General features: G+C 62.1%; 14 protein-coding genes and 1 tRNA gene. 11 read left to right on the top strand and 4 right to left on the bottom strand.

Annotated elements, in window-relative coordinates:
* Positions 1–65: 65 nt before the first annotated feature.
* Positions 66–980, bottom strand: a complete 915-nt coding sequence (locus DD235_RS00410) for an FAD-binding protein (RefSeq protein WP_109060102.1) — start codon at positions 978–980, stop codon at positions 66–68.
* Between the two features lie 122 nt (positions 981–1,102).
* Here DD235_RS00410 and DD235_RS00405 point away from each other — a divergent pair, with 122 nt between their 5' ends.
* From DD235_RS00405 to DD235_RS00355, 11 genes are all read left to right on the top strand, one after another.
* Complete coding sequence (locus DD235_RS00405; protein WP_109060938.1) at positions 1,103–2,263, top strand: pyridoxal phosphate-dependent aminotransferase; 1,161 nt, start codon at positions 1,103–1,105, stop codon at positions 2,261–2,263.
* A 34-nt stretch (positions 2,264–2,297) separates the two neighbouring features.
* Positions 2,298–2,690, top strand: a complete 393-nt coding sequence (locus tag DD235_RS00400; RefSeq protein ID WP_109060101.1) for a CidA/LrgA family protein — start codon at positions 2,298–2,300, stop codon at positions 2,688–2,690.
* Positions 2,687–3,424, top strand: coding sequence for an LrgB family protein (locus DD235_RS00395; RefSeq protein ID WP_109060100.1), 738 nt, complete (start codon positions 2,687–2,689; stop codon positions 3,422–3,424). The genes DD235_RS00400 and DD235_RS00395 overlap by 4 nt, the downstream gene beginning before the upstream one ends.
* Positions 3,421–4,221 carry an N-acetylmuramoyl-L-alanine amidase gene (locus tag DD235_RS00390; RefSeq protein ID WP_109060099.1) on the top strand — a complete coding sequence of 267 codons (801 nt, stop codon included), beginning with the start codon at positions 3,421–3,423 and terminating at the stop codon, positions 4,219–4,221. Before DD235_RS00395 ends, DD235_RS00390 begins: the two co-directional genes overlap by 4 nt.
* Before the next feature lie 134 nt (positions 4,222–4,355).
* Positions 4,356–4,446, top strand: a tRNA-Ser gene (locus DD235_RS00385).
* Between the two features lie 168 nt (positions 4,447–4,614).
* Positions 4,615–5,730, top strand: a complete 1,116-nt coding sequence (locus tag DD235_RS00380; protein ID WP_109060098.1) for a cytochrome P450 — start codon at positions 4,615–4,617, stop codon at positions 5,728–5,730.
* The gene (locus tag DD235_RS00375) at positions 5,727–5,987 is read left to right on the top strand and encodes a DUF2249 domain-containing protein (protein WP_109060097.1); all 261 of its coding nucleotides are present in this window, start codon (positions 5,727–5,729) and stop codon (positions 5,985–5,987) included. The genes DD235_RS00380 and DD235_RS00375 overlap by 4 nt, the downstream gene beginning before the upstream one ends.
* A 127-nt stretch (positions 5,988–6,114) precedes the next feature.
* Positions 6,115–7,083 (top strand): chemotaxis protein, encoded by a 969-nt coding sequence (locus tag DD235_RS00370; protein ID WP_109060096.1) that lies wholly within the window; start codon positions 6,115–6,117, stop codon positions 7,081–7,083.
* Between the two features lie 118 nt (positions 7,084–7,201).
* On the top strand, positions 7,202–7,729 hold the full coding sequence (locus tag DD235_RS00365; RefSeq protein WP_109060095.1) for a sigma-70 family RNA polymerase sigma factor: 528 nt from the start codon (positions 7,202–7,204) through the stop codon (positions 7,727–7,729).
* Positions 7,719–8,708 (top strand): FecR domain-containing protein, encoded by a 990-nt coding sequence (locus tag DD235_RS00360; RefSeq protein ID WP_109060094.1) that lies wholly within the window; start codon positions 7,719–7,721, stop codon positions 8,706–8,708. The genes DD235_RS00365 and DD235_RS00360 overlap by 11 nt, the downstream gene beginning before the upstream one ends.
* Positions 8,709–8,798: 90 nt before the next feature.
* A complete protein-coding gene (locus DD235_RS00355; RefSeq protein WP_239989988.1) occupies positions 8,799–11,270 on the top strand; it encodes a TonB-dependent siderophore receptor in 2,472 nt (823 codons plus the stop codon).
* Here the strand turns inward: DD235_RS00355 and DD235_RS00350 are convergent.
* The 3 genes from DD235_RS00350 to DD235_RS00340 all read right to left on the bottom strand — a co-directional run bounded on the left by DD235_RS00350 (position 11,222) and on the right by DD235_RS00340 (position 24,009).
* Entirely contained in the window at positions 11,222–11,437 is a 216-nt protein-coding gene (locus tag DD235_RS00350; protein ID WP_109060092.1) for a hypothetical protein, read from the bottom strand. The genes DD235_RS00355 and DD235_RS00350 overlap by 49 nt on opposite strands.
* Before the next feature lie 129 nt (positions 11,438–11,566).
* Positions 11,567–12,037, bottom strand: coding sequence for an Imm42 family immunity protein (locus DD235_RS00345; RefSeq protein ID WP_109060091.1), 471 nt, complete (start codon positions 12,035–12,037; stop codon positions 11,567–11,569).
* Complete coding sequence (locus DD235_RS00340) at positions 12,034–24,009, bottom strand: two-partner secretion domain-containing protein (protein WP_109060090.1); 11,976 nt, start codon at positions 24,007–24,009, stop codon at positions 12,034–12,036. The genes DD235_RS00345 and DD235_RS00340 overlap by 4 nt, the downstream gene beginning before the upstream one ends.
* Positions 24,010–24,012 lie beyond the last annotated feature (3 nt).

The following is a 24,012-nucleotide window of genomic DNA, read 5'->3' as shown; positions in this document are numbered from 1 at the left end:
TTCGATGGACAGAAGCTGTTGATCTTTTCAACAACGGGAAGCGCTGATTCTAGCCCTGTTCTGCCCTATTCTGGCAAGTGCGGCAGGATTTTTCGGGGATCGAAGAGTGCCTTGATTTTGCGTTCGAGTTCAACGGCCTGCGGTTCGGCAGCGGATTGCTGCGACGCGTCATCCGCCTCTTCCCGCGCCAGATCGAACACCACCTGTTCTACCCAAACCAGCGTACCGCCACTGCCGGCAAGCAGTCGCGCCAGATCCGGCACGTGGGCGTCATCGGCACGCATGGCATCGAGACGATAACGAAGCGGCCAGTTTTGTGCGTCGCACCACGCCTGCACCTGCGGCTCACGCGACAGATCGAACAAGGCCGGGATCAGCCGTTGCACCACCGTGCTGCGCAGAGGACGCTGCCCGTCAACCCCGAATGGCCCGAAACGCTCCAGCGTGCCATCGGCCAGCATGACATCCACCGCCCTCAGATAACGGCTGCGCCCGCCACGCGCAAACCATGCCGCCAGCGTCTGCATATCGCCACCCCGGCACTGCGCCAGCAGGTCATCGGCAATGACCTCAGGCAACTGGCTGATTGTGCATCCAGGCCCGGCCCGCCACAGGCGGCCATCTGCCTCCGACACCAGGTGCGTCAGATGACGCCGCACATCGATGCAGACGGCTGGCAACTCCGGATCGCGCTGCGACCAGATACCCGCCGTACGGGCCAGCGGCCCTTCGACCGCATCGGCCAGCCCTTGGCAGACACCGGCAGGTGCCATTTGCACGCCCAGCTCAGCGCACCAGTCACGCAACTGGCGCACTTGCGCGGCCTCGGCAGGTGCAGCCCAGGCCAGCGGTGCCCGGCCCTCTGCGGGTGCCTCTATATAGGCATCGGGCAACAGGCGGGCCAGCCGCCGGCAGAATATCTGCCAGGGTGATTCGGGCGGGCGACGCCCGGTCAGGAAAGCTCTGCGTGAAGGCTGCATGGTGACTACAATCCGTTCTTGATCTAACCTTATATATAACCACGATCACACAGACATTGCCCGGCATCAAACTGCCGGGCGTTTTCCATTTTATTCCCCCTTTTTTCCTGCTGCTACCCGACATGTCCGCCCTTCTTGCCGCACGTACCCATGCCATCCAGCCGTTTCTCGCCGTCGAAGTCGCCAAGGAAGCGGCGCGACTGCAGGCAGCCGGTCGCGACATCATCAGCATGGGCATCGGCGAGCCGGACTTCACAGCCCCGCCCCCCGTGCTCGCCGCCGCGCTGCGGGCCATGGAAGCGGGCCATACAGGCTACAGTGCTCCAGCCGGCCTGCCGGCGCTGCGCGAAGCCATCGCCGCGTTCTATGCCGATCACTTCGGCGCGCCGGTCGATCCCGGCCGCGTCATCGTCACCTCGGGTGCGTCCGGTGCGCTGCTGCTGGCGGCCATGGCCCTGGTCAACCCCGGCGACGAGATCCTGCTGCCGGACCCATCCTATCCGGCCAACCAGAACTTCATTGCCAGCGCCGGCGGCATTCCCCGCCTGATCCCGAGTGATGCGGCACGACGCTTCCACCTCAGCGCCCAGGATGTCCGCGATCATTGGACGCCTGCCACGCGCGGCGTGCTGATCGCCTCGCCCAGCAATCCGACCGGCACATCCATCGCCGACGACGAACTGCGCGCCCTGATCGACGCAGTACGCCAGCGCAACGGTTTCGTCATCATGGATGAAATCTACCTGGGCCTGTCCTACGACCATGCCCCCCGTTCTGCCCTCCGACTGGACGACAACCTGATCATCCTCAACAGCTTTTCCAAATACTTCCACATGACAGGCTGGCGCCTGGGCTGGATGATCGTCCCCGAGGTACTGGTTGCCCCCATCGAACGCATGGCAGCCAGCCTGGCGATCTGCCCGCCCTCGCCTTCGCAGCACGCCGCCGTGGCCTGCTTCGGCACCGAAGCTCTGGACATCTTCGAGGCCCGTCGCCTGGCCTTTCGCCAGCGCCGCGACTTCCTGCTGCCCGCCTTCGACAGCCTGGGCCTGGATGTGCCGGTCAGGCCCGATGGAGCCTTCTATATCTATACGGACATCAGCCGCCACAGTGACGACAGCTCGACCTTTGCCGCACGACTGCTGCACGAAGCCGGCGTGGCTGCCGTGCCGGGCATCGATTTCGGCCCTGCGCATGCCGCGCGCAGCATCCGTTTCTCGTATGCCACCGCGCTGCCACAACTGGAGCAGGCCATCGAACGCATGCGCCCCCTGTGCCGCTGACCGTTCCATACCGACAGCCTTCCACGAGACTGCCATGCTCTACGCCATCGCCGCACTCCTGCTGTTCCAGCTCATCGGAGAGCTGACTGTCCATTTCCTGGCATTGCCGATTCCCGGCGCGCTGGTCGGCATGCTGCTGATGTTTGCCGTGCTGATGCTGCGCCGCAAGGTGCCGGGCCCGCTGCACGATGTCTCGATGACATTGCTGCGCAACATGATGCTGCTGTTCATCCCGGTCATCGCCGGCGTGATTGTCCACTCCGAGCGCGTCGCCGCCGAGTGGCTGCCGTTCATCCTCGCCTGCGTCGCCGGCACGGCCGCCACCCTTGCCGTCACCGCACTCACGCTGCGCTGGATGATGCGCCGCATGGCACCTGCCGCGACGGGTCATGCAGGTACCTCTGCCGACACGGGGGACACACCATGACCGAAGCCGCGCCAGCGCTGACGGCCTCCTTCTGGCAGTCTTTCTCCAATCCGCCCCTGCTGTGGCTCAGCATCACGCTGGCGGTCTACCTGGCCACCCACTGGCTGTATCAACGCAGCAATGGCAACCCGCTGCTACTGCCGGTGCTGACCGGCGTCGTCATCATCGTGGCGCTGCTCTGGAGTACGGATACCGCCTATCCTGACTACTTCGACAGCGTGCGGCTGCTGTACTTCCTGATCGGCCCGGCCACCGTCGCGCTGGCAATCCCGCTCTGCAGCCAGATCGCCCGCCTGCGGCAGATGTGGCTGCCACTGCTGGTCGCCCTGCTGGCCGGATCGGCCACCGCCGTCATCTCGGCCATCGGCATCGCCTGGCTGTTTGGCGGTTCGCTGGAAACCATCATCTCCCTGGCTCCCAAGTCGGCCACCATCCCCATCGCCATGGGCGTGGCCGAGCGCACCGGCGGGCTGGGGCCGCTGGCGGCCGTCGCCGTCGCCGTGACCGGCATCAGCGGTGCCATGATGGCCCCCCTGATGCGCCGCCTGCTGCACATCGATGACCCCGCCATCACGGGTTTCGCCATCGGCGTCTCGGCCCATGCCATCGGCACCTCGCGCGCCATTCAGCTCGGCGAAGTCGCCGGTGCCTTCTCGGCGCTGGGCATGGCCCTCAACGGCATCGCCACAGCCCTGCTGGTGCCACTGGCCCTGCAACTGCTGGGGTGGCTATGAAAACACCACGCCTGCTGTCAGTCCTGCCCCTGGCATGCGCCGCCCTGCTGGCCGGCTGCACGACCTCCAAGCCATACGTCCTGGATACGTCGCATACGGCAGTCAGCCAGGACAGCCGGGTACGCTTTATCGTGCTGCACTACACGGCGGGCGATCTGGACCGATCCCTGCAGGTTCTGGGCCGGGGCCGGGTCAGCAGTCATTACCTGGTGGACGACAAGCAGCCTGTCACCGTCTACGCCCTGGTCGATGAAAACCGTGCCGCCTGGCATGCCGGTGTCAGCAGCTGGTACGGCCAGACGGCACTCAATGCCAGTTCCATCGGCATCGAGATTGTCCATGACGGCCCGCAAGAAGACCGCTACGGCAACCTGTCATGGGCCCAGCCCTATGACGAGGCACAGATTCAGGCCGTGATCGCCCTGGTGCGCGATATTGCACAGCGGCATGGCGTCGCGCCGCGCAACATCGTCGGCCACAGTGATATCGCCCCGCTGCGCAAACAGGACCCGGGACCGCTGTTTCCCTGGAAACGCCTGGCCGATGCCGGCCTGGGACGCTGGTATGACGAAGCCCAGGCCACTCACCTGCGCCAACGCTTCGATAAACAGGGACTGCCCGATATCGGCTGGTTCCAGGACAATCTGATCCGCGTCGGCTATGCCCTGGATCGCACCGGCCTGCTCGACAACGCCACACGCCGGACCCTGTCCGCCTTCCAGATGCACTACCGCCCAGCGCGTTTCGACGGCCAACCGGATGCCGAAACAGCCGCCATTCTGCAGGCACTGCCCTGAACTGCCTGACATTGCGGGGAGGTCGACACCATCCGAAGACAGGCTGACTTGATAGGATCCGCATTCTGGTCTAGAATGCCGGATTCGCAAAAAGCGCAGCGCAGCTAGTACAGCCCAGCCGCCTTTGATGCATGGGACAGGTGGCCGAGTGGTTGAAGGCGCACGCCTGGAAAGCGTGTATACGTCAAAAGCGTATCGGGGGTTCGAATCCCCCTCTGTCCGCCAGATATTCAAAAAGCCTTCGGTTTACGCCGAAGGCTTTTTTATATTTCGGCCCACACCAGCATCCCCTCCGCCAATTGCCTCAGGCGCTTGACCTTCATCATTCCGCCCCAGACCGCCGCCCGCCTATCCTGATGCCCTCACCGCAGCGTCTGCGACAGGAACAGGCCCATGACTCACGACCCGACACTTCACGCCGCCCCGCTTACCGAAGATGGAGCCGGCGGCTGGGTCGTCACCGGCCATGCCGAGGTCTGTCGCATTCTGGCCGATCACGACACCTTCAGCAGTCGCGTATCGCGCCACCTAGCCGTGCCCAACGGCATGGATCCACCTGAACACAGCCGCTACCGGGCACTGATCGAGCCACATTTTTCCGCTGCACGCATGGCAGAACTAGCCCCACGCTGCCAGGCCATCTGCGACGACCTGGTCGGCGCACTGGCTCATGGCGATGCCATCGAAGCCATGGCAGGGCTGGCCGATCCCTTCGCGCTGCGCCTGCAATGCGCCTTTCTGGGATGGAACGACTCACGCCACACGCCGTTGCAGGACTGGATTCAGCAGAAAAATGCCGCCGTGGCCTCTGGTAATCCACAGGCGCTGGAGGCGGTTGCCCATTCATTCGACACCACAATCCGCACCATACTAGCCGAGCGGCGCAGCCGCAGCGACGCGTTTCCCGACGACATCACCACGGCGTTGCTGCACAGCACCCTGGATGGCCAGCCGCTGGATGATGCCGTGCTGGTCAGCATCCTGCGCAACTGGACGGTCGGCGAGCTGGGCACCATCGCGGCCAGTGCCGGCATCCTGCTGCACTGGCTGGCCACGCACCCGGACCTGCAATCGGCACTGCGCAGGCAACCCGAGGACATCACCGCTGCCAATGATGAAATCCTGCGCATCCGTGCGCCCCTGCCGTCCAACCGCCGCATCACCACTCGGGCCTGCACCCTGGCCGGCATCGATCTGCCTGCAGGTGCCCGGCTGACCCTGATGTGGGGCGCAGCCAATCGTGACGCCAGCGTCTTCGACGCCCCGCTGGAATGCCGCCCGGCACGCTCTCCGGCCGCCAACCTGCTCTACGGTGCCGGCATCCACGCCTGTCCGGGTGCCGGCATGTCGCGCATGGCCCTGGACACACTGATCCGGACCACACTGGCCCGGACGCGTCATATCGAACCGGCCCGGGCCATCGAGACCCAGCCGGCCTCTTCACCGGCCAGCGGCTTTGCGCTGCTTGGCCTGCACCTCCATCCCCTTTTACCGGAAAAATCAGCATGACCGACCACGCACTGCCCCTGTTCAACGAAAACATCTACCCTTTCGACGCCCGTGGCGTCGCCAAGCGCTTCCGGCACGCAGCTATTTTCGGTGCACTGTCTGCCCTGCAGCCTGGCGAAGCCATGCGCTTTTGCAACGACCATGATCCCCTGCCGCTGCTGCAGCAACTGGTGGACTATTTCGGCGACCGGATCGAGATTGAATATGTCACTCGCGAACCGGGTGCCATCGTGATCGATTTCCGTATCGTCGCCTGACCCGCGTCAAGCCCCTTTTGCGCGCACCCCACATCCAGAGAAGTCTGTTGACGCCACCATCTGCCAGCGGTACGGTAGATGTTTCAAATTTTTGCGCAACGATACGTGGTGTGCGCCTGGGGACAGCATGGACGATTTTCAGAAAGAAATCGAGGAACGGACCAACCTTACTTCCGCCAACAAGTTTGAGTTGCTTCTGTTCCGGCTCGGTGCTGCCCCTGACAAAGGCCACTCGGAACTGTTCGGCATCAACGTCTTCAAGCTGAGCGAAATCGTTCCCATGCCGAGCCTGACCAAGGCCGCAGGGATGCGCCCGCCGATCCTGGGCATGGTCAACATCCGGGGCAAGATCATTCCCGTGATCGACCTGCCCGCCGTGACCGGCTGCACCCCGCAGACCGGCCTCAACATCCTGCTGATCACCGAGTACGCCCGCAGCGTCCAGGCCTTTGCCGTGGAATCCGTCGACGATATCGTCCGCCTTGAGTGGAGCCAGGTGCTGACCGCCGAATCCGGCGTGGGCAGCAGCTACATTACCAGCATCGCCCGCCTCGACAGCGACCAGTCCACCAGCCGCCTGGCCCAGATCCTCGATGTTGAACAGATCCTCTACGACATCATTCCTGCCGACCGCACCAGCGGCATCGAAAAGGTCAAAACCAATCAGTTCGATATCAAGCCGGGTGCCGTCGCCATCGTGGCCGAAGACTCGCGCGTGGCGCGCACCCTGCTCGAGCAGGGCCTCAACGCCATGGAGATCCCCTTTTCCATGCATATCACCGGGCTGGAGGCCTGGAACCGGATCAAAGTCATCGCCCAGGAAGCCAAGGCCGAAGGCAAGCCGATCTCGGAAAAGATCGCCTTCGTGCTGACCGACCTGGAAATGCCGGAGATGGATGGCTTTACCCTGACCCGCAACATCAAGTCCGACAATTTCCTGAAGAACCTGCCCGTTATCATCCACTCGTCGCTTTCGGGCAGCGCCAACGAAGATCATGTGCGCAAGGTCGGTGCCAATGGCTATGTGGCCAAGTTCGAAATCAACGAGCTGGCGGCCGCCATTCGCAGTGCGCTGGATACAGCCGGCCCCTACTGAACGACACTTCACTCACAAACGCAACACCCGCCCCGGATCTGTTTGACTGGGGCGCGGCCTGCCGCTTATCATTAATGGAAACAATTCACACTCACAAAGTTTCCTGCCTGCATCCCCGATGTCCGCCGAGTCCTGCGCCCGTTCCCATGACATCGTCTCCACGCTGTACCGTGACCATCACGACTGGCTGCGAGGCTGGTTGCGCCTGAAACTGGGCGATGCCCACCAGGCGGCAGACCTGGCCCAGGACACCTTCGTGCGCCTGCTGTCGGCCGATAAGGCGGCCGCAACCGACACGACACTGCGCGAACCACGCGCCTACCTGCGTACCATTGCCAATCGCCTGGTAGTTGATCACTGGCGCCGGATGGAAATCGAGCGTGCCTACCTGGCCGTACTGCACAGCCATCCCCAGGCCAGTTGGCCCTCCGAAGAAGAGCGCTTTCTGATCATTGAGTCGCTTGAACAGATCGCACAGATGCTGGGTCGCCTCAAGCCTTTAGTCCGCGAGGTATTCCTGCTGGCCCAGATGGATGGCCTGAGCTGCCCGCAGATCGCCCGCCAGATCGGCAAATCCGTCGCCACGGTCGAACGCTACCTGGCACAGGCGCTGCAACACTGCTACCGCCTCACCTATGGACAGTGAGCAGGCCATCCTGGATGCCGCGATCGCCTGGCGCATCCGGCTACAGCACAACACGGCCAACGCACAGGACTGGCAGGCCTTCGAGACCTGGAAACAGGCCGCCCCCATGCATGCGGTGGTGTGGGAACGCCTGCAGGCGCTTGGCTCCCACCTGCAACGGCCCGCAGCGAGCCTGCCTCCGCTGGCGGCAACCCATGTCCTGCGCCAGGCCGAAGCCGCACAGCGACGGACGGCACGCCGCAAGGCGCTGATGTCACTGGGCATTCTGACCACGGGCGGGCTGCTGGCATGGCGTCTGCACGGCACATCCGCTGTCCAGCATGTGCTGGCAGATACCTCTACACGACGCGGTGAGCGCCATCGCATCGCGCTGCCAGACGGCGGTATTCTGCTGCTCAACACCGATACTGCCGTCAATATTGCTTTTACGCCCCAGTTCCGCCGTATCGAACTGCTGTCCGGCGAAATCTACCTGACGTCGGGCCACGATCCACAAGGACGTCCCCTGTTCGTACAGACGCGCGACGGTCGCGCCCAGGCCCTGGGCACGCGCTACCGCGTGCGCCTGCTCGACACCCATTCCGAAGTCGCCGTCGATGAAGGAGCCGTCTCGCTATGGCCCCATGACAGCCCTGGCGACACGGCACTGGCCACGCTGCATGCCGGCGACGCCGCCCTGATGACGCCCGCCCAGGTCATGCCCCTGCCGGATGATGCCAGGATGGATGCAGCCGCCTGGACCGAGGGAGAACTGTCCGTGCGCGAAATGGCACTGGCCCGGTTCCTCGACGAACTGTCGCGCCATCACGGCACCATCACCTGCGATCCCGCCGTTGCGCAATGGCCGGTCTCGGGCGTGTTCCAGCTCAGTGACACCCGCAAAGTACTGGCACTGTTGAGCCAGAACTTGCCCATTGAAATCCAGATCACCCGCCGATGGTGGGGCGGCACACAGACCCACGTACGCGCCAGGGGCTGATTTTTTGAGGGGATAGGCGGATTCATCCGTCATACAGGTTGAAGCAGTGCGCACTGCCCCATATCAACCGCCCCTTTTGGAACCATTTTCGTGAAGCCCATTTGTCTCCAGTCCATGGCTGCGTCATCCAGCCAGGCGACCGCGCGCGCGCACTGCAAGTCTTCGCCCATCGTCTTGCTGTCGCTGGCGGTCGCCCTGACCAGCCTTGCTCCCCATACGGCCGAAGCCCAGCCAGCCACCGCCTCGACCCACCGACAGACCACCTACCCGTTCAACATTGCCGCCGGTCCGCTGGACGATGCCCTGGCCGCATTTGCACGACAGGCCGGCATCTCGCTGATCTATTCGGCCCAACAATTGCGTGGCCTGCGCAGCACCGGCCTGGATGGCCGCTACGATGTCACCCAGGGGCTGGGTATCCTGCTGTCGGGTACAGGCTACCGCGCAGCGCGTGTCGAAGGCGGCATCCGCATCGAGGCGAACCCGTCTCCCTCGACCAGCCTGCTGGCTCCCGTGCTGATCACGGGTACCCACAATGCCACGACAGAAGACTCGCAATCGTATGCGGCCAGAGCCGCAACCATCGGCAAGACCGAACAGGCACTCATCGACATTCCGCAATCGGTCACAGTCATCACCCGGCAGCGGCTGACCGACCAGAACCTGACCACCCTCAGCGACGTCCTGGAGAACACCACGGGCGTGACCATCAGTGAGGTCGCCGATGGCGGGCGCAAATTCTACTCACGCGGGTTCACCATCAGCAATATCCAGTATGACGGTGTGCCCCTGTCCCGCAGTTTCTATGCCGTCGGCAACAGCTTTACCGCCAGTACCGCCTACCTGGATCGTGTCGAAGTCTTCCGGGGCGCGCAAGGCCTGTTCGAAGGGGCCGGCCAGCCAGGCGGCTCGGTCAATCTGGTACGCAAGCGGCCAACCGCCGACACACAGATCCGGGTCGAAACCCGTGCGGGCTCCTGGGATCACCTGGGAGGCATGCTGGACGCCGGTGGCGCACTCAACCAGGATGGCAGTTTGCGCGCCCGCGCCGTACTCGACTATGACGACAAGGGATCATTCATCGACAAGGTCAAGGAGCGCAATACCAACCTCTACCTGGCCCTGGACTACGACCTGACGCCCGACACCACGCTAGGCGCAGGCGTACTGGTATCGAGGCTGCGCTCCACGCCCTTTTTCGGTGGCCTGCCTCGCTTCAGCGATGGCAGCGACCTGGGCCTGAAACGCTCGACTTTCCTGGGGGCAGACTGGAACCAGTGGGACCGCAACGAAACCCAGGTCTTTGCCGATCTGACACACCAGTTCAACAGCGACTGGCGGCTGAAAATCGCCGCCAGCCATGCCAGGGAAACCAGCATCACCTCGGCGCTGGACGCAACCGGCGCGGTAGATCCCGCGACACTGACCGGTCCCAAGCGCAACGCCTGGAATTACGACAAATCCAGCGAGCATTTCGGCTTTGATGCCAACATAAACGGCCGCTTCAGCGTATGGGGCATGCCCCAGGATCTGCTGGTGGGTGCCAGCATGTCGCGCCTGACATCAAGCGACCGCATCGAATACAACTCCAACTACGCGCCCCTGGATGTCTTCAACCCTGACTCAGGCATTGCCAAGCCGGATGTATTCCCCGACTCACAGCGCCTGTCACGCTATGACCCACACGTGCAGAAAGGCATCTATGCCCAGTTGCGCAGCAGCCTGACCGAAGACCTGACACTGATCACGGGCGGGCGCATGAGCTGGTTCGAAAGCCGCTATACCACGCAGGCAGCCACCTGGAGCGATGTCAGCAAGAGCAAGGCCAGCGCAGAATTCACGCCGTTCCTGGGCGCGGTCTATGCGCTTTCGCCACAATGGGCGCTGTATGCCAGCTATGCCGATATTTTCGAACCGCAAACGGCAACCACGCAGGACGGCAGTATCCTGGAGCCCATCGTGGGAGCCAACTACGAGGCCGGCATCAAGGGCGATCTGATGGAGGGGCAGCTCACGGCCTCATTGGCCGTGTATCGCATCGACCAGACCCACCGTGCCGTGCAGGATTATGCCGCAGGGCCGATCTGCAACGGCGGCTATTGCTCGCGTGCAGCAGGCAAGGTCAGGAGCCAGGGTTTCGAGGCAGAGCTGAATGGCGAACTGCTGCCGGGATTGCAAGTGGCCGCTGGCTATACATACAACCGCAACAAATACCTGCGTGATCCGGATCGCGAAGGACAAACCTTCAGCGAAGAAACGCCGCGCCACCTGCTGCGCCTCTGGAGTGAATACCGCCTGCCGGGCGAATGGAACCAATTGAGCATGGGCCTGGGCGTGAACTGGCAAAGCGCCCTGACCAATGGCATTTCCAATCTGCGCCGCCCATCCTACAGCGTATGGAACACGCGGGTCGCCTACGATCTGACATCGAACTGGACAGCAGCACTGAACGTCAACAACCTGTTCGACAAGGTCTACTACGAGTATCCGGGGTATATCGAGAATCGCAACAACTACGGTACGCCGCGCAGTTTCATGCTGACATTGCGTGGGAAATTCTGATTGTCTGATTGATGCGGCTGAAAAAGGCGGTCTTGCTGGAGGTGATTACACAGCGGGCTGCCTGATGAGTGCGGTTTTAGTGCAGCGATATGCTGCGTGACCGGCAGGCCCGCATCAGCCTCCCGTAGAAAACCAATGATCTGTTCTTCTGTAAATCGCTTCTTCATGTCCAATCTCCTGCATGGAGTGGTTGGAATCCAAATCCTGATGCTACTAAATCTCGGGGGAGACGTCGCCCCACTTTAGACAAACACGGCTTTCTCTTTGAAATTCAGACTTATACCAATTAGAAAAACTCAAAAACCACTAAATTTTGACAATTCCTCACTAACTCGCGACAAGCTTCCTGACGGCAGCAAAATTTCATGCACAGTCTTTCCCTCATCTGCACTCCATACAAATCTATCTTTCCCGCAACTTTTCATAAAACACAAAAAAAACCCAAAATCATTAAGCGCATTCCAAGTTATATAAAAAACCCCATCAACCAAATCCCTACCATCCCCAAAAAAATGCCCCACTACATTTTCATAAACCTCGCGAGAGGACAGATCACACTCTCCCAAATCAACACCAGAAAAATCAAGTTCAGCCTTATAAAAATCAAAAGCGCATCTTAATTCAATAGAATCAACAACATCAAAAACCCTCTTTCCTCCCAAATAAATAGAGACCATGCCATTCTTCCAAAAGCCATCATCTGGAGGATTCCAATCCGCAACATGATCAAACTGAATTGAAAAACAAAAAGGATCACCGAAAATCATTTTAAATTCACCCCAAGAAGCCTTCTAATCTCAATAGGAATTTGCTCTTTTCGCAACTTACTCAAAGCATCGCCCGTGCTGCCACTCCAATGATACTCACCATTAGAGCTGAAAAACCTATGCACGTTACCACTCTCATCAACTGCATATCTAGTATATGAGCTACTTCCTTTTCCACTAGGATCAGGTACAGATTTCTCAAAAAGAGCCAAAGAATTACGTGGTTCCACTCCGGCATTCGGCCCAGAGCCTCGCTGCCCCAAAGTATGCTTAGGATTTGATTTATACATCCCATGCGGTGTAGAAACTGGCTCGGGAACTGGTAATGCACTCGTCGGCCCCCTGCCTCGAATGCCACTCCTGATAGTCGTCCCTAACGCAGACAATGCAGCACTGGCTATCTCCATGGCTTGGCTTTCATCCACGTCATAGCGCGCCATCAACTCATCAGCAAACGCTTGCTGATTTATCACCCCCTCAATCTCAAGCTGTTGAAACAGCAGCGCCGGCATATCATTCTTCATGCCGCTAGGAACCGCATCACTTGCCATCAAGCGATCCATCGCCTCCCGCAACAGCATGCGCTCTGCAACAAGATCACCATATCGTGCCTGACATGCCTGAGAATCGACTGAACATAGAGCCATCAATTCATCTTGCTGTTTGACGCTGAGGTTTTCCATCTCCTTGATGATTTCTTCGCAATCGCCTCTAGACTCGCACTCTCTGGCTCGATTGGCAAAACCATCAACCTGCGCATGTGTCAAATAATTATTCTCCGTCTCCAACGCAGCAGCCACGGTCGCCGCAGCAGCATCTCCACCTGCCGCTGCCGTCACGCCCGCCACCAGCGTCTTGATCAGATTGACCCGTGCTTCCTTCTCCGAAGGACTCAGCGCATCGCCTGAACTCGACTCCAATTGCGACAGCAGGTTGTTCAACACCACGCTCGACGCTGCTCCCAGCGCGCCACTGCCGCAGCCTGCTCCCTGTGCCGCCGCGCCTGCGCAACCGGCCACCGCATGCAGCGCAGTACGGGCCACTTCCGAGTCCAGGCTGTCTGCAATCAGCTTGACCTGACGTGCCGTCAGCCCTTGCAGGTAATTCACTGACGCTGCTCGCAGTACCTCCGCGCCACTGCCCGTCACGTTGCCGCTCAGCGCCGCCGTGACCGCAGTCAGAATCAACCGCTGGTCGCCGCCCGGCAACCAGCCCTGTGCATCCTGCAACTGCTGCTCCAGCACTGCGATGCGCTGTCCGTCCTGCTGGCCCGGCTGGCGGCTGCGCTCTTGCGCCAGTTGCTGCTCCAGGTTCTTGACTTCGGCATCGGCTTCCCGCGCTCGATTTGTCAGGAACTGACCTACCTGACGGCTCGCCTCCCCCGCAATCTCAAATCCTGCCTCAATCTTTTCCTTGTCAAAGATCGGCCTCAGCGCATTGAGCGTATCCGAGGTATCACGATCCAGCGCGGCGATCGTTTCCGCACCCGTCTGACCCGTCAGCGCCTGCTGGCCCGCTTCGTCGCGGATCTCGATCTCGCCTTCGCTGATCGCGCTGCGTGTCGTGCTGCTGCCGCTGCCACTGGCGGCGACCACGGTGGGCGCGTTCATCGTCAGGCCACTGCCTGTCCCCTGATTGTCCTTGGCCGCGCCCTGGTCGGCAGGGCTGCCCGCGCCTTCCGTACTGCCACCAAAGCCGAAACTGCCACCTACCGAGACCTGGCTGGCGCTATAGCTAGCCTTGTTGCGGATATCGTCGGTCTCCAATGTGCCGGTAGACAGCCGGTTACGGCCCTCGGCAATGGCTTGATCACTGCTGGCGATTACGCTACCGGTCAGCGATGTACGCCCTCCCACGTCGATCTGGAAGCCACCATCGCCCGCCCACAAGCCGGTCTGCTTGGTCACCGACTCGAAATCGCTGTCCATCCGGCCGGTACTGGCGTTGGCCCAGGCACTGCTGGCCCCTGCGCACAAAGGTGGCACACATATACTGACGCCAATACCACCACTACGCTGCCGAGACGTGTACTCACTGATCTCCTGCAGGCTGGCCAGCAGCAGGTTGCCACCGGCTGACGCAATGATCCGATCCGCCTTGGCCGATGCGCCCTGCAGGGAAATATCACCGCCGGACTGCAATGCCAGCGTATTGCCCGCGGCTACATGGGCATTTGACCAGGTGACATCGCGGCCATCCTGGCGACCGCGAGCGGCATTCACACCCAGCTCCAGCGTCAGTCCATTGGTCGCGCCGCCGAAAGACAGACCCACACCAATACTGGCACCGCTGCTCTTGCTGTCGGTATGCTGCTCGAACACATTGCGCGCTGCCTGCAACTGGATATCGCCTTCGGCTTTCAGAACCGCATCACGACCGGCCGACAGGTTGGCCCCCTGCACCGTAATGTCCGAGGCCTCGCCTGCGCCCCTGGCGAGCACGGTCAGGTCGCGCCCTGCGGCGACATTGGCACCGGTATTGCTGGTCATGCTGCGATCAGTCGTGCTGGAACTCTGGCTGCTGCCCAGGCTGATCTTGATGCTGACACCGCCGATCTGGCTCAGTGCGCCTGGGTTGGCTGCATTGCGGGCCGCATTGACCGCGTCATAGGCATTGCTGGCGGCCAATACCGTTGTGGCACCGGCCAGCCCCTGCATGACAGGATTGTCGACCTTGCCTGCAGCATCGGCCATGCGCATGCCGGTCTGCATCGCGTCCACCACCGGATTGCTGGCGGTGACGGTCAGGCCCGATTGCTTGACCTCATGAAACTCCCGCTGGCGCATCGTGTCGGCCAGCCCGGCCACGGTCACATCGCGACCGACCAGGGTAATGTCCCCCTTGCTGGCCAGGATGTCGCTGCCCAGTACGCCCAGCGATGCCCCCGCATTGACCAGCACATCGCCTTCGACGCTGCCGAGCGTGCTGCCGGTATGCAGACCACGCTGCGTATCCAGTGAGTCGGTGGTACGGCGCGAGCCGTAGCTGATGCCGCCCAGTGCGCCAAAGCCGGATTTCTTGACGCGGCGGTATTCATATTCTTCCAGGCTGTTGGCGGCCGCCGTGACCGCCACATTGCGATCAGCCGACATGATCAGATCATGCTGGGCAGCCACGTTGGAACCTGCAACCAGCAGATCGCGACCCGCCATCAGGACCGCACTGTCGCCGGTAAAGGTCGAGGAGACCGAATCGGTCCAGTCGGACGACACGATGGTGTGCACGGACCGGCTGGACATGAAACCACGCTTTTTGTAGTAGGTTTCGTTGTACGCGTAGCCACTCTGGTCGCCGGCCGCGACCGTAATGTCGCGTTCGGCACCCACCGCCAAACGTCCCCCTGCGGCAACCTCTGCGGCAATGGCAGCGACATCGCGACCGGCAATCAGCGTCAGGTCGGAACCGGCATCGATCCGTGTCCCCATGTCCGTAGCCGTTCGCATCTCGGCGCGGTTTCTTTTGCCATAGTTGTAAGACTCGGCATAGCGCTCTTCGGCCGTGGTCAGGTTGATATCGCGCCCTGCCTGGATGCGTGCCGACTCGGCCACGCTGACGGCAGCAGCTTCGGCATTGAAATCCTGGCCGGCCTGTACGTTCAGCGTGCCGGCATCGATTCGCGCCACACCATCCAGGCGCGTGCTGCTGACACCGCCGCTGGCCTGCGAACGGGTGGATGCCTGGAGATTGACATCCCGGCCCGCTGCCAGCGTGACGGTATCCCCCCGGATCAGCCCGGCCAGGTTATCGATATCCTCGCGTGCGGCAAGATTGACGGTACGGCCCTGTACCGAGCCGACCGTGTTGCGGATATTGCCTGCTTCGACCACCACGGCATTGCGGGCTCCTAGCGTGCCGGTATTGACGGCATCGCCGTCAACGCGGATCGAGGTGTCCCGACCGGCGATCAGCGTACCGTCGCCACGCAGGTCGCCCGGCTTGACGGCCAGGTACACCTGAGGGGCCAGCACCTGTTGCTGGGTGCCATCCGGCAGCGTGACGGTCTGCTCCACCAGCCAGACCATGTCGCTGGTCATGTGGCGCAGTTGTTCGTCGGTCAGCGCCGTGCCGACGTTCAGTCCAAGCTTGTGCGCGAAATCGACGCCTGCGCCCAGCAGGGCCTTGTACTGGGACTCGTTGTCGGTATAGTCGCCCACGAAGCGCTGGCCGGTTGCCAGCATGACCTGTTCTGCCACCAACCGCTGCTCGTAAAAGCCATCACCAAGCCGCTTGAGAATATGCTCGGGGTCCTGGTTCAATTGCTGCAGCATGAAGTCGCTGGACACGGACTGACGCTGGCCTGTGAACTGCGCGTCTGTTGCGATCAGGTAAGGGGCGTCGGGGCGCTGCACGACGCTGTACATCGCGTTCTGCGGCACCTGGGGCTGGAGCGTGACGACACGCACGGTCTGCGCGCCCGAGGCACTGATGTCGATCACGACGGCAGGCGCGCGCGGCCCGGGCTGAACGCCGGACATGCCGATACCTGTCGCCACGGCAGAGGCCTGCTGACTCCCATCAGAGGAAGTGGCAGGCACCATCGGATCGGCCACGCCAGACGCGGCACCGGAACCCTGAGTGCCGATCCCCCTGGCAAGGGCTGCGGCCCGCAATCCACCGGACTGTTCCTTTTCTACACCAGGCACTCCAGCCTGTGAGGTCGCAGCAAAATCCAGGGGGCCTGTGACACCGTGTGCAGGCTGTCCGCCCTGTGTGTCTATTCCTTTGGCAATGCTGGCCGCCAGCGGCCCACCCGATACCTGTACAGACTGCGCACCCGGTACATTGGCACCGGTGGAGGGGGAAGATATCGATGCGCCGGCAATGCTGCTGGCTCCGGGCGTATTCTGGCCAGATAAGGGTGCGCCCGCATGCTGGGTAGTCGAGGCGGCAGCCAGTTCAATGCGTTCGGGTGCAATGACATCGTTGTAGGCGGAGCCATCGTGCCGCCGCTTTTTACCCCCTACTACGGTCCGTACCTCTTGGCCTACACGAGCGACTATCCGCTCCCCCTCTGCGCCTTGATTGACGATTGCCGGACCATCGATTGAAAGAGTGTGGCCAGCAATGATCGTGCTCTTGTCATTAAGTACAGTACCACTCAATCGCATGTCACCACCGGCAATGATTCTGCCCGGATCGGTAGACACAACTCGACTCTCTGAGACAATCTCGTCTACTTTATAATAAAAGAAATTTTCTACTAGACGATTTTTGAAATCAGCATTAAAGGCACGGATACGGCGATCGAGTTCTAGATTTTTTTCTTTATAAACCTTTACTGCTTCCGAATGTTCTGAAACAAGGCGCTCATAATTTAACAAACACTCTCTAGTTAGATCGCCTACACACGAGCTTATCGATCCATTAAACTCAGGTGGAGGACCTGGGTAATCAAGATCAAAAATAGCCCACACAGCAGAATCATTCGCATAAACCAGTATTTCTGGAGATGTGTGGCAATCACCACCATTATCACCGCCATTACAATAAAAAGAGGGCTTTATATACGCAAGCGGAATTGGTGCTCCCACACCTGGCAGCCCTTGGTGCCAAGGAACATAATTAAATGGAGGCCCATACTGTGATTCAGGATACCGCTCTGAGGGCAGCAACAAACGGCGGCTAGCATCTCCCCAGAGAAAACTGAGCGGTTCTCGGCCGCATTCATTTGTCCTCTGATCACACAACCACATCTTTGAACCATCCATCAGCTCAGTCGAATTTTCCAGCCGGTAATACAGTTTCGGCTCGCGACTGATCTCGACCACTTCACTTTCGAAATGATTGTTGAGGTTCCTGATGCTGGCTGCCGCGATATCGGCATGCCCCGTGGCTTCGATGGTGGCTGATGCGTTGATCAAAGAACGGGCGCTGCCTGCAGCGCGACTGGCGGCGTCAAGTGCGCCACCGATGGCCAGATCACCATCCGCAAAGATCAGGGCACGCTCCCGGTTGGTCAGCGTGCCGATGCCCAGATCCATGTCGCCACGCGATGCGATCACGGCACCGGGTTCATTACGCAGCTCACCCGCGCCGATGCTGATCCTGTCGCCATACAGGCGGCCGGTATTGTTGACCGTCGCAGCCTGGATACGGGTATGGCCGCCATCGATCAGGCCCTGATTCTCCAGCACCCCCGAAACGTTCAGGCGATTTACGCCTGCCGCGACGATTTCGCCGCTGGCACGGTTGGTCAGCGACCGGACATCCAGCGTCAGGTCGCCACCCGAATGCAGCCGCCCCTGATTGTCGATCCGATCGGTTGCCAGTGTCAGGGCCGTCCCTGCGGAAATCAGCCCGGTATCATTGCCCAGACGGGTCGCCTCGATACGGGCGCGACCGTTGGAGGCAACCTGCCCCCGGATGTTGTCCAGCGAGGCCGTCACGATATCCAGCGACTGGCTGGCACCGATACGCCCGGCACGATTGTCGATGGCATCGGCAGCCAGATCGACTGCGCCCCCCATCACGCCCTTTGCCGATGCATTCAGCGTATCGCGGTTGTCGATGCTGGCCGCCCGGATGCGCAACCCGTTGTCGGCCAGGATCAGACCATTACGATTGTCCAGTGCGCCATCGACCTCCAGAGCCATCGCCTGGGCCTCGATACGGCCCCGGACGTTGCCCAGCACACCGGTCTGCACATCGAGGCGGCCACCTGCTGCCAGCGTACCGTCTGTGTTGTCGATCCGACGCCGCGCAATCAGGTCCAGGCTTTCCGTTCCGATAAGACGTCCTGCGCTGTTATCCAGCCCTGCGGCCGTCACCGACAGCACGCCACCATACAGTTCGCCACGCTGGTTGTTGACTTCGCCAGCACTGATCAGTTGCAAGGCTCCATCGGCCTGCACAATACCACTGCGGTTGTCGAGACTGCCTGCCTCTATCCTGCCGCTGTCGGCCAGTACCCGACCATTGCGATTGTCGAGTTGCCCGGCACTGCTCAGATCAAGCTGCTGCCCGGATTGCACGACGCCGCGTACATTGGTGATCGTCTCGTTGACTCGGATCGAGACGCCTTCACCTGATACCACGCCATCCGTGTTGTCCAGCGCGCTTGCCTGCACGTCGAGACGGTCACCTGCGGCCAGGGTGCCAGCAACATTGCTGACCGATCCATTCGTCACTACGTCCAGCGCACCATCGCTGCCAATGCGCCCTGCGGCATTGTCGAGACGATCCGCCTGCACAGACACCGTTGCGCCGTGTGCGGCTCCCCGTACGTTGCGTAGTTCACCCTCGGTTTGCAGCGTCAGGGCCTGTCCGGCCACCAACTTGCCGCCCGACAGGTCTATCGTGTCGGCCACGACCAAGGCCTCACCGCCCGCCAGCAGGATGCCGCTGTTCGATACGACTGCAGTACGGATCTGCAAGTCGCCTTCCGCCCCCAGCGATCCATCATCCTGCAAGCCCGCCGCCAGCGTGCCGCGATTCTCTATCCGGCCCGCATCAACCTCGATCCGCCCCGCCGCAGACAGCCCGCCCGTGTTGGACAGTTTGCCTGCCACGCCCAGCGTCAGATCACGCCCGGCTTCGACTGCACCGTCGTTGGTCAAGGATGCCACGTCCAGCGTCATGCCCTGACGGGCCGCCAGTACGGCTCCCGTCGCATTGCGCAGATCACCCGTCGTGATGCCGACCTGATCGCCATACATCCGCCCCGCGCTGCTCACGTCGGCGGCCTGGATGTGGGTCTGGCCACCATCGATCAGCCCCTGGTTGATCAGCGCCCCGGCGATCTCCAGACGGTTCTCGCCTGCCGTGACGATTTCTCCCCCGGCACGGTTGGTCAAGGAGCGGGCGTCCAGCTTCAGGTCACCCGCCGAATGCAGCAGGCCGGCGTTGTCCAGCGCGTCGGTGGTCAGCGCCAGCGTCGTGCCGACCGAGACCTGCCCGGCATCATTGCGCAGGCTGTCGGCATCAATCCGTGCGCTGTCCCTGGCTGACAGGTTGCCCCGCGCATTGTCCAGTTGCGTCGTGGCGACTTCGAGTGTCTGGCCTGCTCCGATTCGCCCTGCCGTGTTGTTGATGCTGACTGCGGCCAGATCGACCGTGCCACCCACAATGCCCCTGGCGGATTCGCCCGCTGCCCCCAGGGTGTTGCGATTGTCGATGCTGACAGAACGGATGCGCAGGCCATTGTCGGCCAGAATCAGCCCGCCACGATTATCTACTGCGCCCTCGACCTCCAGGGCTGCTGTCTCCGCTTCGATATGGCCACCGGCATTGCCCAGCGCACCGGTCTGCAGGTCAAGGCGACCACCCGCTGCCAAAGTTCCATCGGTGTTGTCGATCTGCTGCCGTGCAATCAGATCCAGGCTTTCTGTGCCAATCAGGCGTCCTGCACTGTTATTCAACCCCTCAGCCGTCACCGACAGCTCACCGCCATAAAGTTTGCCCTGACGGTTGCTGACTTCGCCAGCACTGATCAGTTGCAAGGCACCATCGGCCTGCACGATGCCACTGCGGTTGTCGAGACTGCCTGCCTCTATCCTGCCGCTGTCGGCCAGTACCCGACCATTGCGATTGTCGAGTTGCCCGGCACCGCTCAGATCGAGCTGCTGCCCGGATTGCACGACGCCGCGTACATTGGTGATCGTCTCGTTGACTCGGATCGAGACGCCTTCACCTGACACCACGCCATCCGTGTTGTCCAGCGCGCTTGCCTGCACATCAAGGCGATCTCCTGCGGCCAGGGTGCCGCCAGCGTTGGCGAGTGTGCCGCCTGTTTGCAGCGTCAGGGCCTGTCCGGCCACCAGCTTGCCGCCCGACAGGTCCATCGTGTCGGCCACGACCGAGGCATCACCGCCCGCCAGCAGGATGCCGCTGTTCGATACGGCTGCAGTACGGATCTGCAAGTCGCCTTCCGCACCCAGCGATCCATCATCCTGCAAGCCCGCCGCCAGCGTGCCGCGATTCTCTATCCGGCCCGCATCAACCTCGATCCGCCCCGCCGCAGACAGCCCGCCCGTGTTGGACAGTTTGCCTGCCACGCCCAGCGTCAGATCACGCCCGGCTTCGACTGCACCGTCGTTGGTCAAGGATGCCACGTCCAGCGTCATGCCCTGACGGGCCGCCAGTACGGCTCCCGTCGCATTGCGCAGATCACCCGTCGTGATGCCGACCTGATCGCCATACATCCGCCCCGCGTTGCTCACGTCGGCGGCCTGGATGTGGGTCTGACCGCCATCGACCAGCCCCTGATTGACCAGCGCCCCGGCGATCTCCAGACGGTTCTCGCCTGCCGTGACGATTTCGCCCCCGGCACGGTTGGTCAAGGAGCGGGCGTCCAGCTTCAGGTCACCCGCCGAATGCAGCAGGCCGGCGTTGTCCAGCGCGTCGGTGGTCAGCGTCAGCGTCGTGCCGACCGAGATCTGCCCGGCATCATTGCGCAGGCTGTCGGCATCAATCCGTGCGCTGTCCCTGGCTGACAGGTTGCCCCGCGCATTGTCCAGTTGCGTCGTGGCGACTTCGAGTGTCTGGCCTGCTCCGATTCGTCCTGCTGTATTGTCGATGCTGGCAGAACGGATGCGCAGGCCATTGTCGGCCAGAATCAGCCCGCCACGGCTATCTACTGCGCCCTCAACCTCCAGAGTTGCTGTCTCCGCTTCGATATGGCCACCGGCATTGCCCAGCGCACCGGTCTGCAGGTCAAGGCGACCACCCGCTGCCAGGGTGCCATCCGTGTTGTTCAACGCCTGACTGCGCACCCCAAGACCGCTACCCGCAGATACCGTACCGCCGAGATTGGCGAGATTGCCTGCCACCTCAAGGTTCAGGGACTGCCCCGTCGCCAGCTTGCCACCCGAAAGATCCATCGCATCGGCCACGGCAGTCGCATCGCCACCGGCCAGCAGGATGCCGCGGCTCGACAATACAGCGGTACGGATCTGCAGATCACCTTCTGCGCCCAGCGAGCCATCGGACTGCAAGCCGGCTGCCAGCGTGCCACGATTATCCAGCGCAGCAGCCTCGGCATTGATCCGCCCCGCTGCCGACAGTTGCCCGGCATTGGCCAGTTTGCCTGCGACATCGAGAGCCAGATCCTGTCCGGCCCTGACCGTACCATCGTTGTCCAGTGCAGCCACACCAAGATCCATGCCCTTGCGCGAGGCCAGCACGGCACCACCGGCATTGCGCAACGCCCCTGCTCTGAGATCAACCCGATCTCCCTGGAGACGCCCGGCATTGTCTACGCTGCCGGCCTGGACGCGCGTCTGCGCTCCATCGATCACGCCCCGGCTCGCCAGCGTGCCCGAAATGTCGAGCTGGTTATTGCCTGCCGCGAGAATCTCACCGCCGGCGCGATTGTTCAGCGACTGGCCGTCCAGCGCCAGGGTACCTGCCGAATACAGCAAACCACCATTATCGATTTCACCCACTGCCAGCGCCAGCGTCTGGCCTGCCGACACCTGGCCGGCATCGTTGCCAAGGTGATCGGCTTCGATCCGGATATGTTCCCTGGCGGCCATTCGACCAGCCGCGTTGTCCAGCGTACCGGTCTCAACAGCAAGGCTGCGGCCATACAACTCGCCCTGCCGGTTATCCAGCCTTCCGACACTGTCGATCTGCAAGGCGTCGTCCGCCTGCACGACACCACGCACGTTGCCAACAGCCTCGTTCGCCCGGATCGACACGCGCTCGCCGGCCACCACGCCATCGGTATTGGTCAGCACCTGTCCACGCGCATCCAGGCGGCTGCCGGCTGCCAGCGTGCCGCCAGTATTGGCGATCCGGCCATCTGCAGCCAGCGTCAGGTTCTGCCCGGCAACCATCCGGCCGCCTGACTGGTCGATCGTCCCGGCAGTGGCAACCACATCACCACCGGCGACCAGCAGGCCTCTGTTGGAAAGGCCGGCAGTCTGTACCTGCAACAGGCCCTCAGGGCCAACAGAGCCGTCCGCACGCAGGCCTGCCGCCAGCGTGCCGCGATTGTCCAGTGCCGACGCCTCGATGACGACCTGTCTGGCCGCCGACATCCCGCCCGTGTTGGAGAGCTTGCCGCCGACATCCAGCGTCAGTTCGCGCCCGGCCGCCACGGCACCGGCGTTGTCCAGCCCGCCACCTGCCTGTGCAGCGATATTGCCCGTCGCCTGCAGCCGGCCCGAAGGACGGATGCGCACATCGCCATTGGCACTCAATTGCAGGTCACCGGTCATGGCCACCAGATCGCCTCCGACGTTCACACCGAGGCCGGCTTCCGTACCGATCAGGCGAATACTGTTGGCATACATCCCGCCCAGCGCGGCCACGTCCAGCGCAACGGCCGGTGCAGTCCCCTCGCCAGTGCCGCGCCGTACCGCCAGGTTGTCATAGTCCACCTGCGCGGCACCTGCCACCACGTTCAGCCGGTCTGCCCAGACCTTGGCATTGACCTCCAGTGTGCGAGCCAGCAGATCGACACGGCTGAGGTTGTCTCCATACAGCCCTTGCCCCTCGATCCCGATACGGCCACCTGCGATATCGAAGCCCTGTATGCCATCCGCGCCGATCCGAGGCCGGCCCGTCGTCAGGGTGGCCTGTCCGGCATTCAGGAAGCCGCAGCCGTCGCAGGTAATGCCGGCCGGATTGGCGACGATGACATTGGCACGCTGGCCGGCCACTTCGACCATGCCCATGAGGCGCGACGGGTTGGCGGCCGTGACCTGATTCAGGATGACGGTCGCACGCTGGTTGCCCAGCATGGGATTGCCGGCGATCTGTCCGGCCAGTTGCGTCTGGCTGGCCCCGCCGCTGTTATTCAGCACAACGCCGGAAGGGCCGGCATTGAATTGGGTAAAACGGTTGTTGGACACACCGGCAGCAGAAGGCGGCGCGATGTTGACCACCGGCACGCCGTTGCTCACCCCGACGATGGGCTTGGGCCCGGACACGCTCCGATCAACGGTGATAGGCAGGGTCTGCGCCAGGACCGGCGACCATACCTGCGTGAAAATGACGAGCCAGGCGGCGGCGGAACGGAGCTTGGTCATGAT

This window comes from Corticimicrobacter populi, assembly GCF_003123725.1.
Classification (GTDB): Bacteria; Pseudomonadota; Gammaproteobacteria; order Burkholderiales; family Burkholderiaceae_B; genus Corticimicrobacter; species Corticimicrobacter populi.
This window is presented reverse-complemented; position numbering and strand designations above follow the sequence as displayed.

Coding starts and splice junctions, on each gene's coding strand:
- DD235_RS00380 (WP_109060098.1), top strand. CDS start 4,615: ATGACTCACGACCCGACACTTCACGCCGCCCCGCTTACCGAAGATGGA.
- DD235_RS00360 (WP_109060094.1), top strand. CDS start 7,719: ATGGACAGTGAGCAGGCCATCCTGGATGCCGCGATCGCCTGGCGCATC.
- DD235_RS00350 (WP_109060092.1), bottom strand. CDS start 11,437: ATGAAGAAGCGATTTACAGAAGAACAGATCATTGGTTTTCTACGGGAG.
- DD235_RS00410 (WP_109060102.1), bottom strand. CDS start 980: ATGCAGCCTTCACGCAGAGCTTTCCTGACCGGGCGTCGCCCGCCCGAA.
- DD235_RS00340 (WP_109060090.1), bottom strand. CDS start 24,009: ATGACCAAGCTCCGTTCCGCCGCCGCCTGGCTCGTCATTTTCACGCAG.
- DD235_RS00405 (WP_109060938.1), top strand. CDS start 1,103: ATGTCCGCCCTTCTTGCCGCACGTACCCATGCCATCCAGCCGTTTCTC.
- DD235_RS00345 (WP_109060091.1), bottom strand. CDS start 12,037: ATGATTTTCGGTGATCCTTTTTGTTTTTCAATTCAGTTTGATCATGTT.
- DD235_RS00395 (WP_109060100.1), top strand. CDS start 2,687: ATGACCGAAGCCGCGCCAGCGCTGACGGCCTCCTTCTGGCAGTCTTTC.
- DD235_RS00375 (WP_109060097.1), top strand. CDS start 5,727: ATGACCGACCACGCACTGCCCCTGTTCAACGAAAACATCTACCCTTTC.
- DD235_RS00370 (WP_109060096.1), top strand. CDS start 6,115: ATGGACGATTTTCAGAAAGAAATCGAGGAACGGACCAACCTTACTTCC.
- DD235_RS00365 (WP_109060095.1), top strand. CDS start 7,202: ATGTCCGCCGAGTCCTGCGCCCGTTCCCATGACATCGTCTCCACGCTG.
- DD235_RS00400 (WP_109060101.1), top strand. CDS start 2,298: ATGCTCTACGCCATCGCCGCACTCCTGCTGTTCCAGCTCATCGGAGAG.
- DD235_RS00390 (WP_109060099.1), top strand. CDS start 3,421: ATGAAAACACCACGCCTGCTGTCAGTCCTGCCCCTGGCATGCGCCGCC.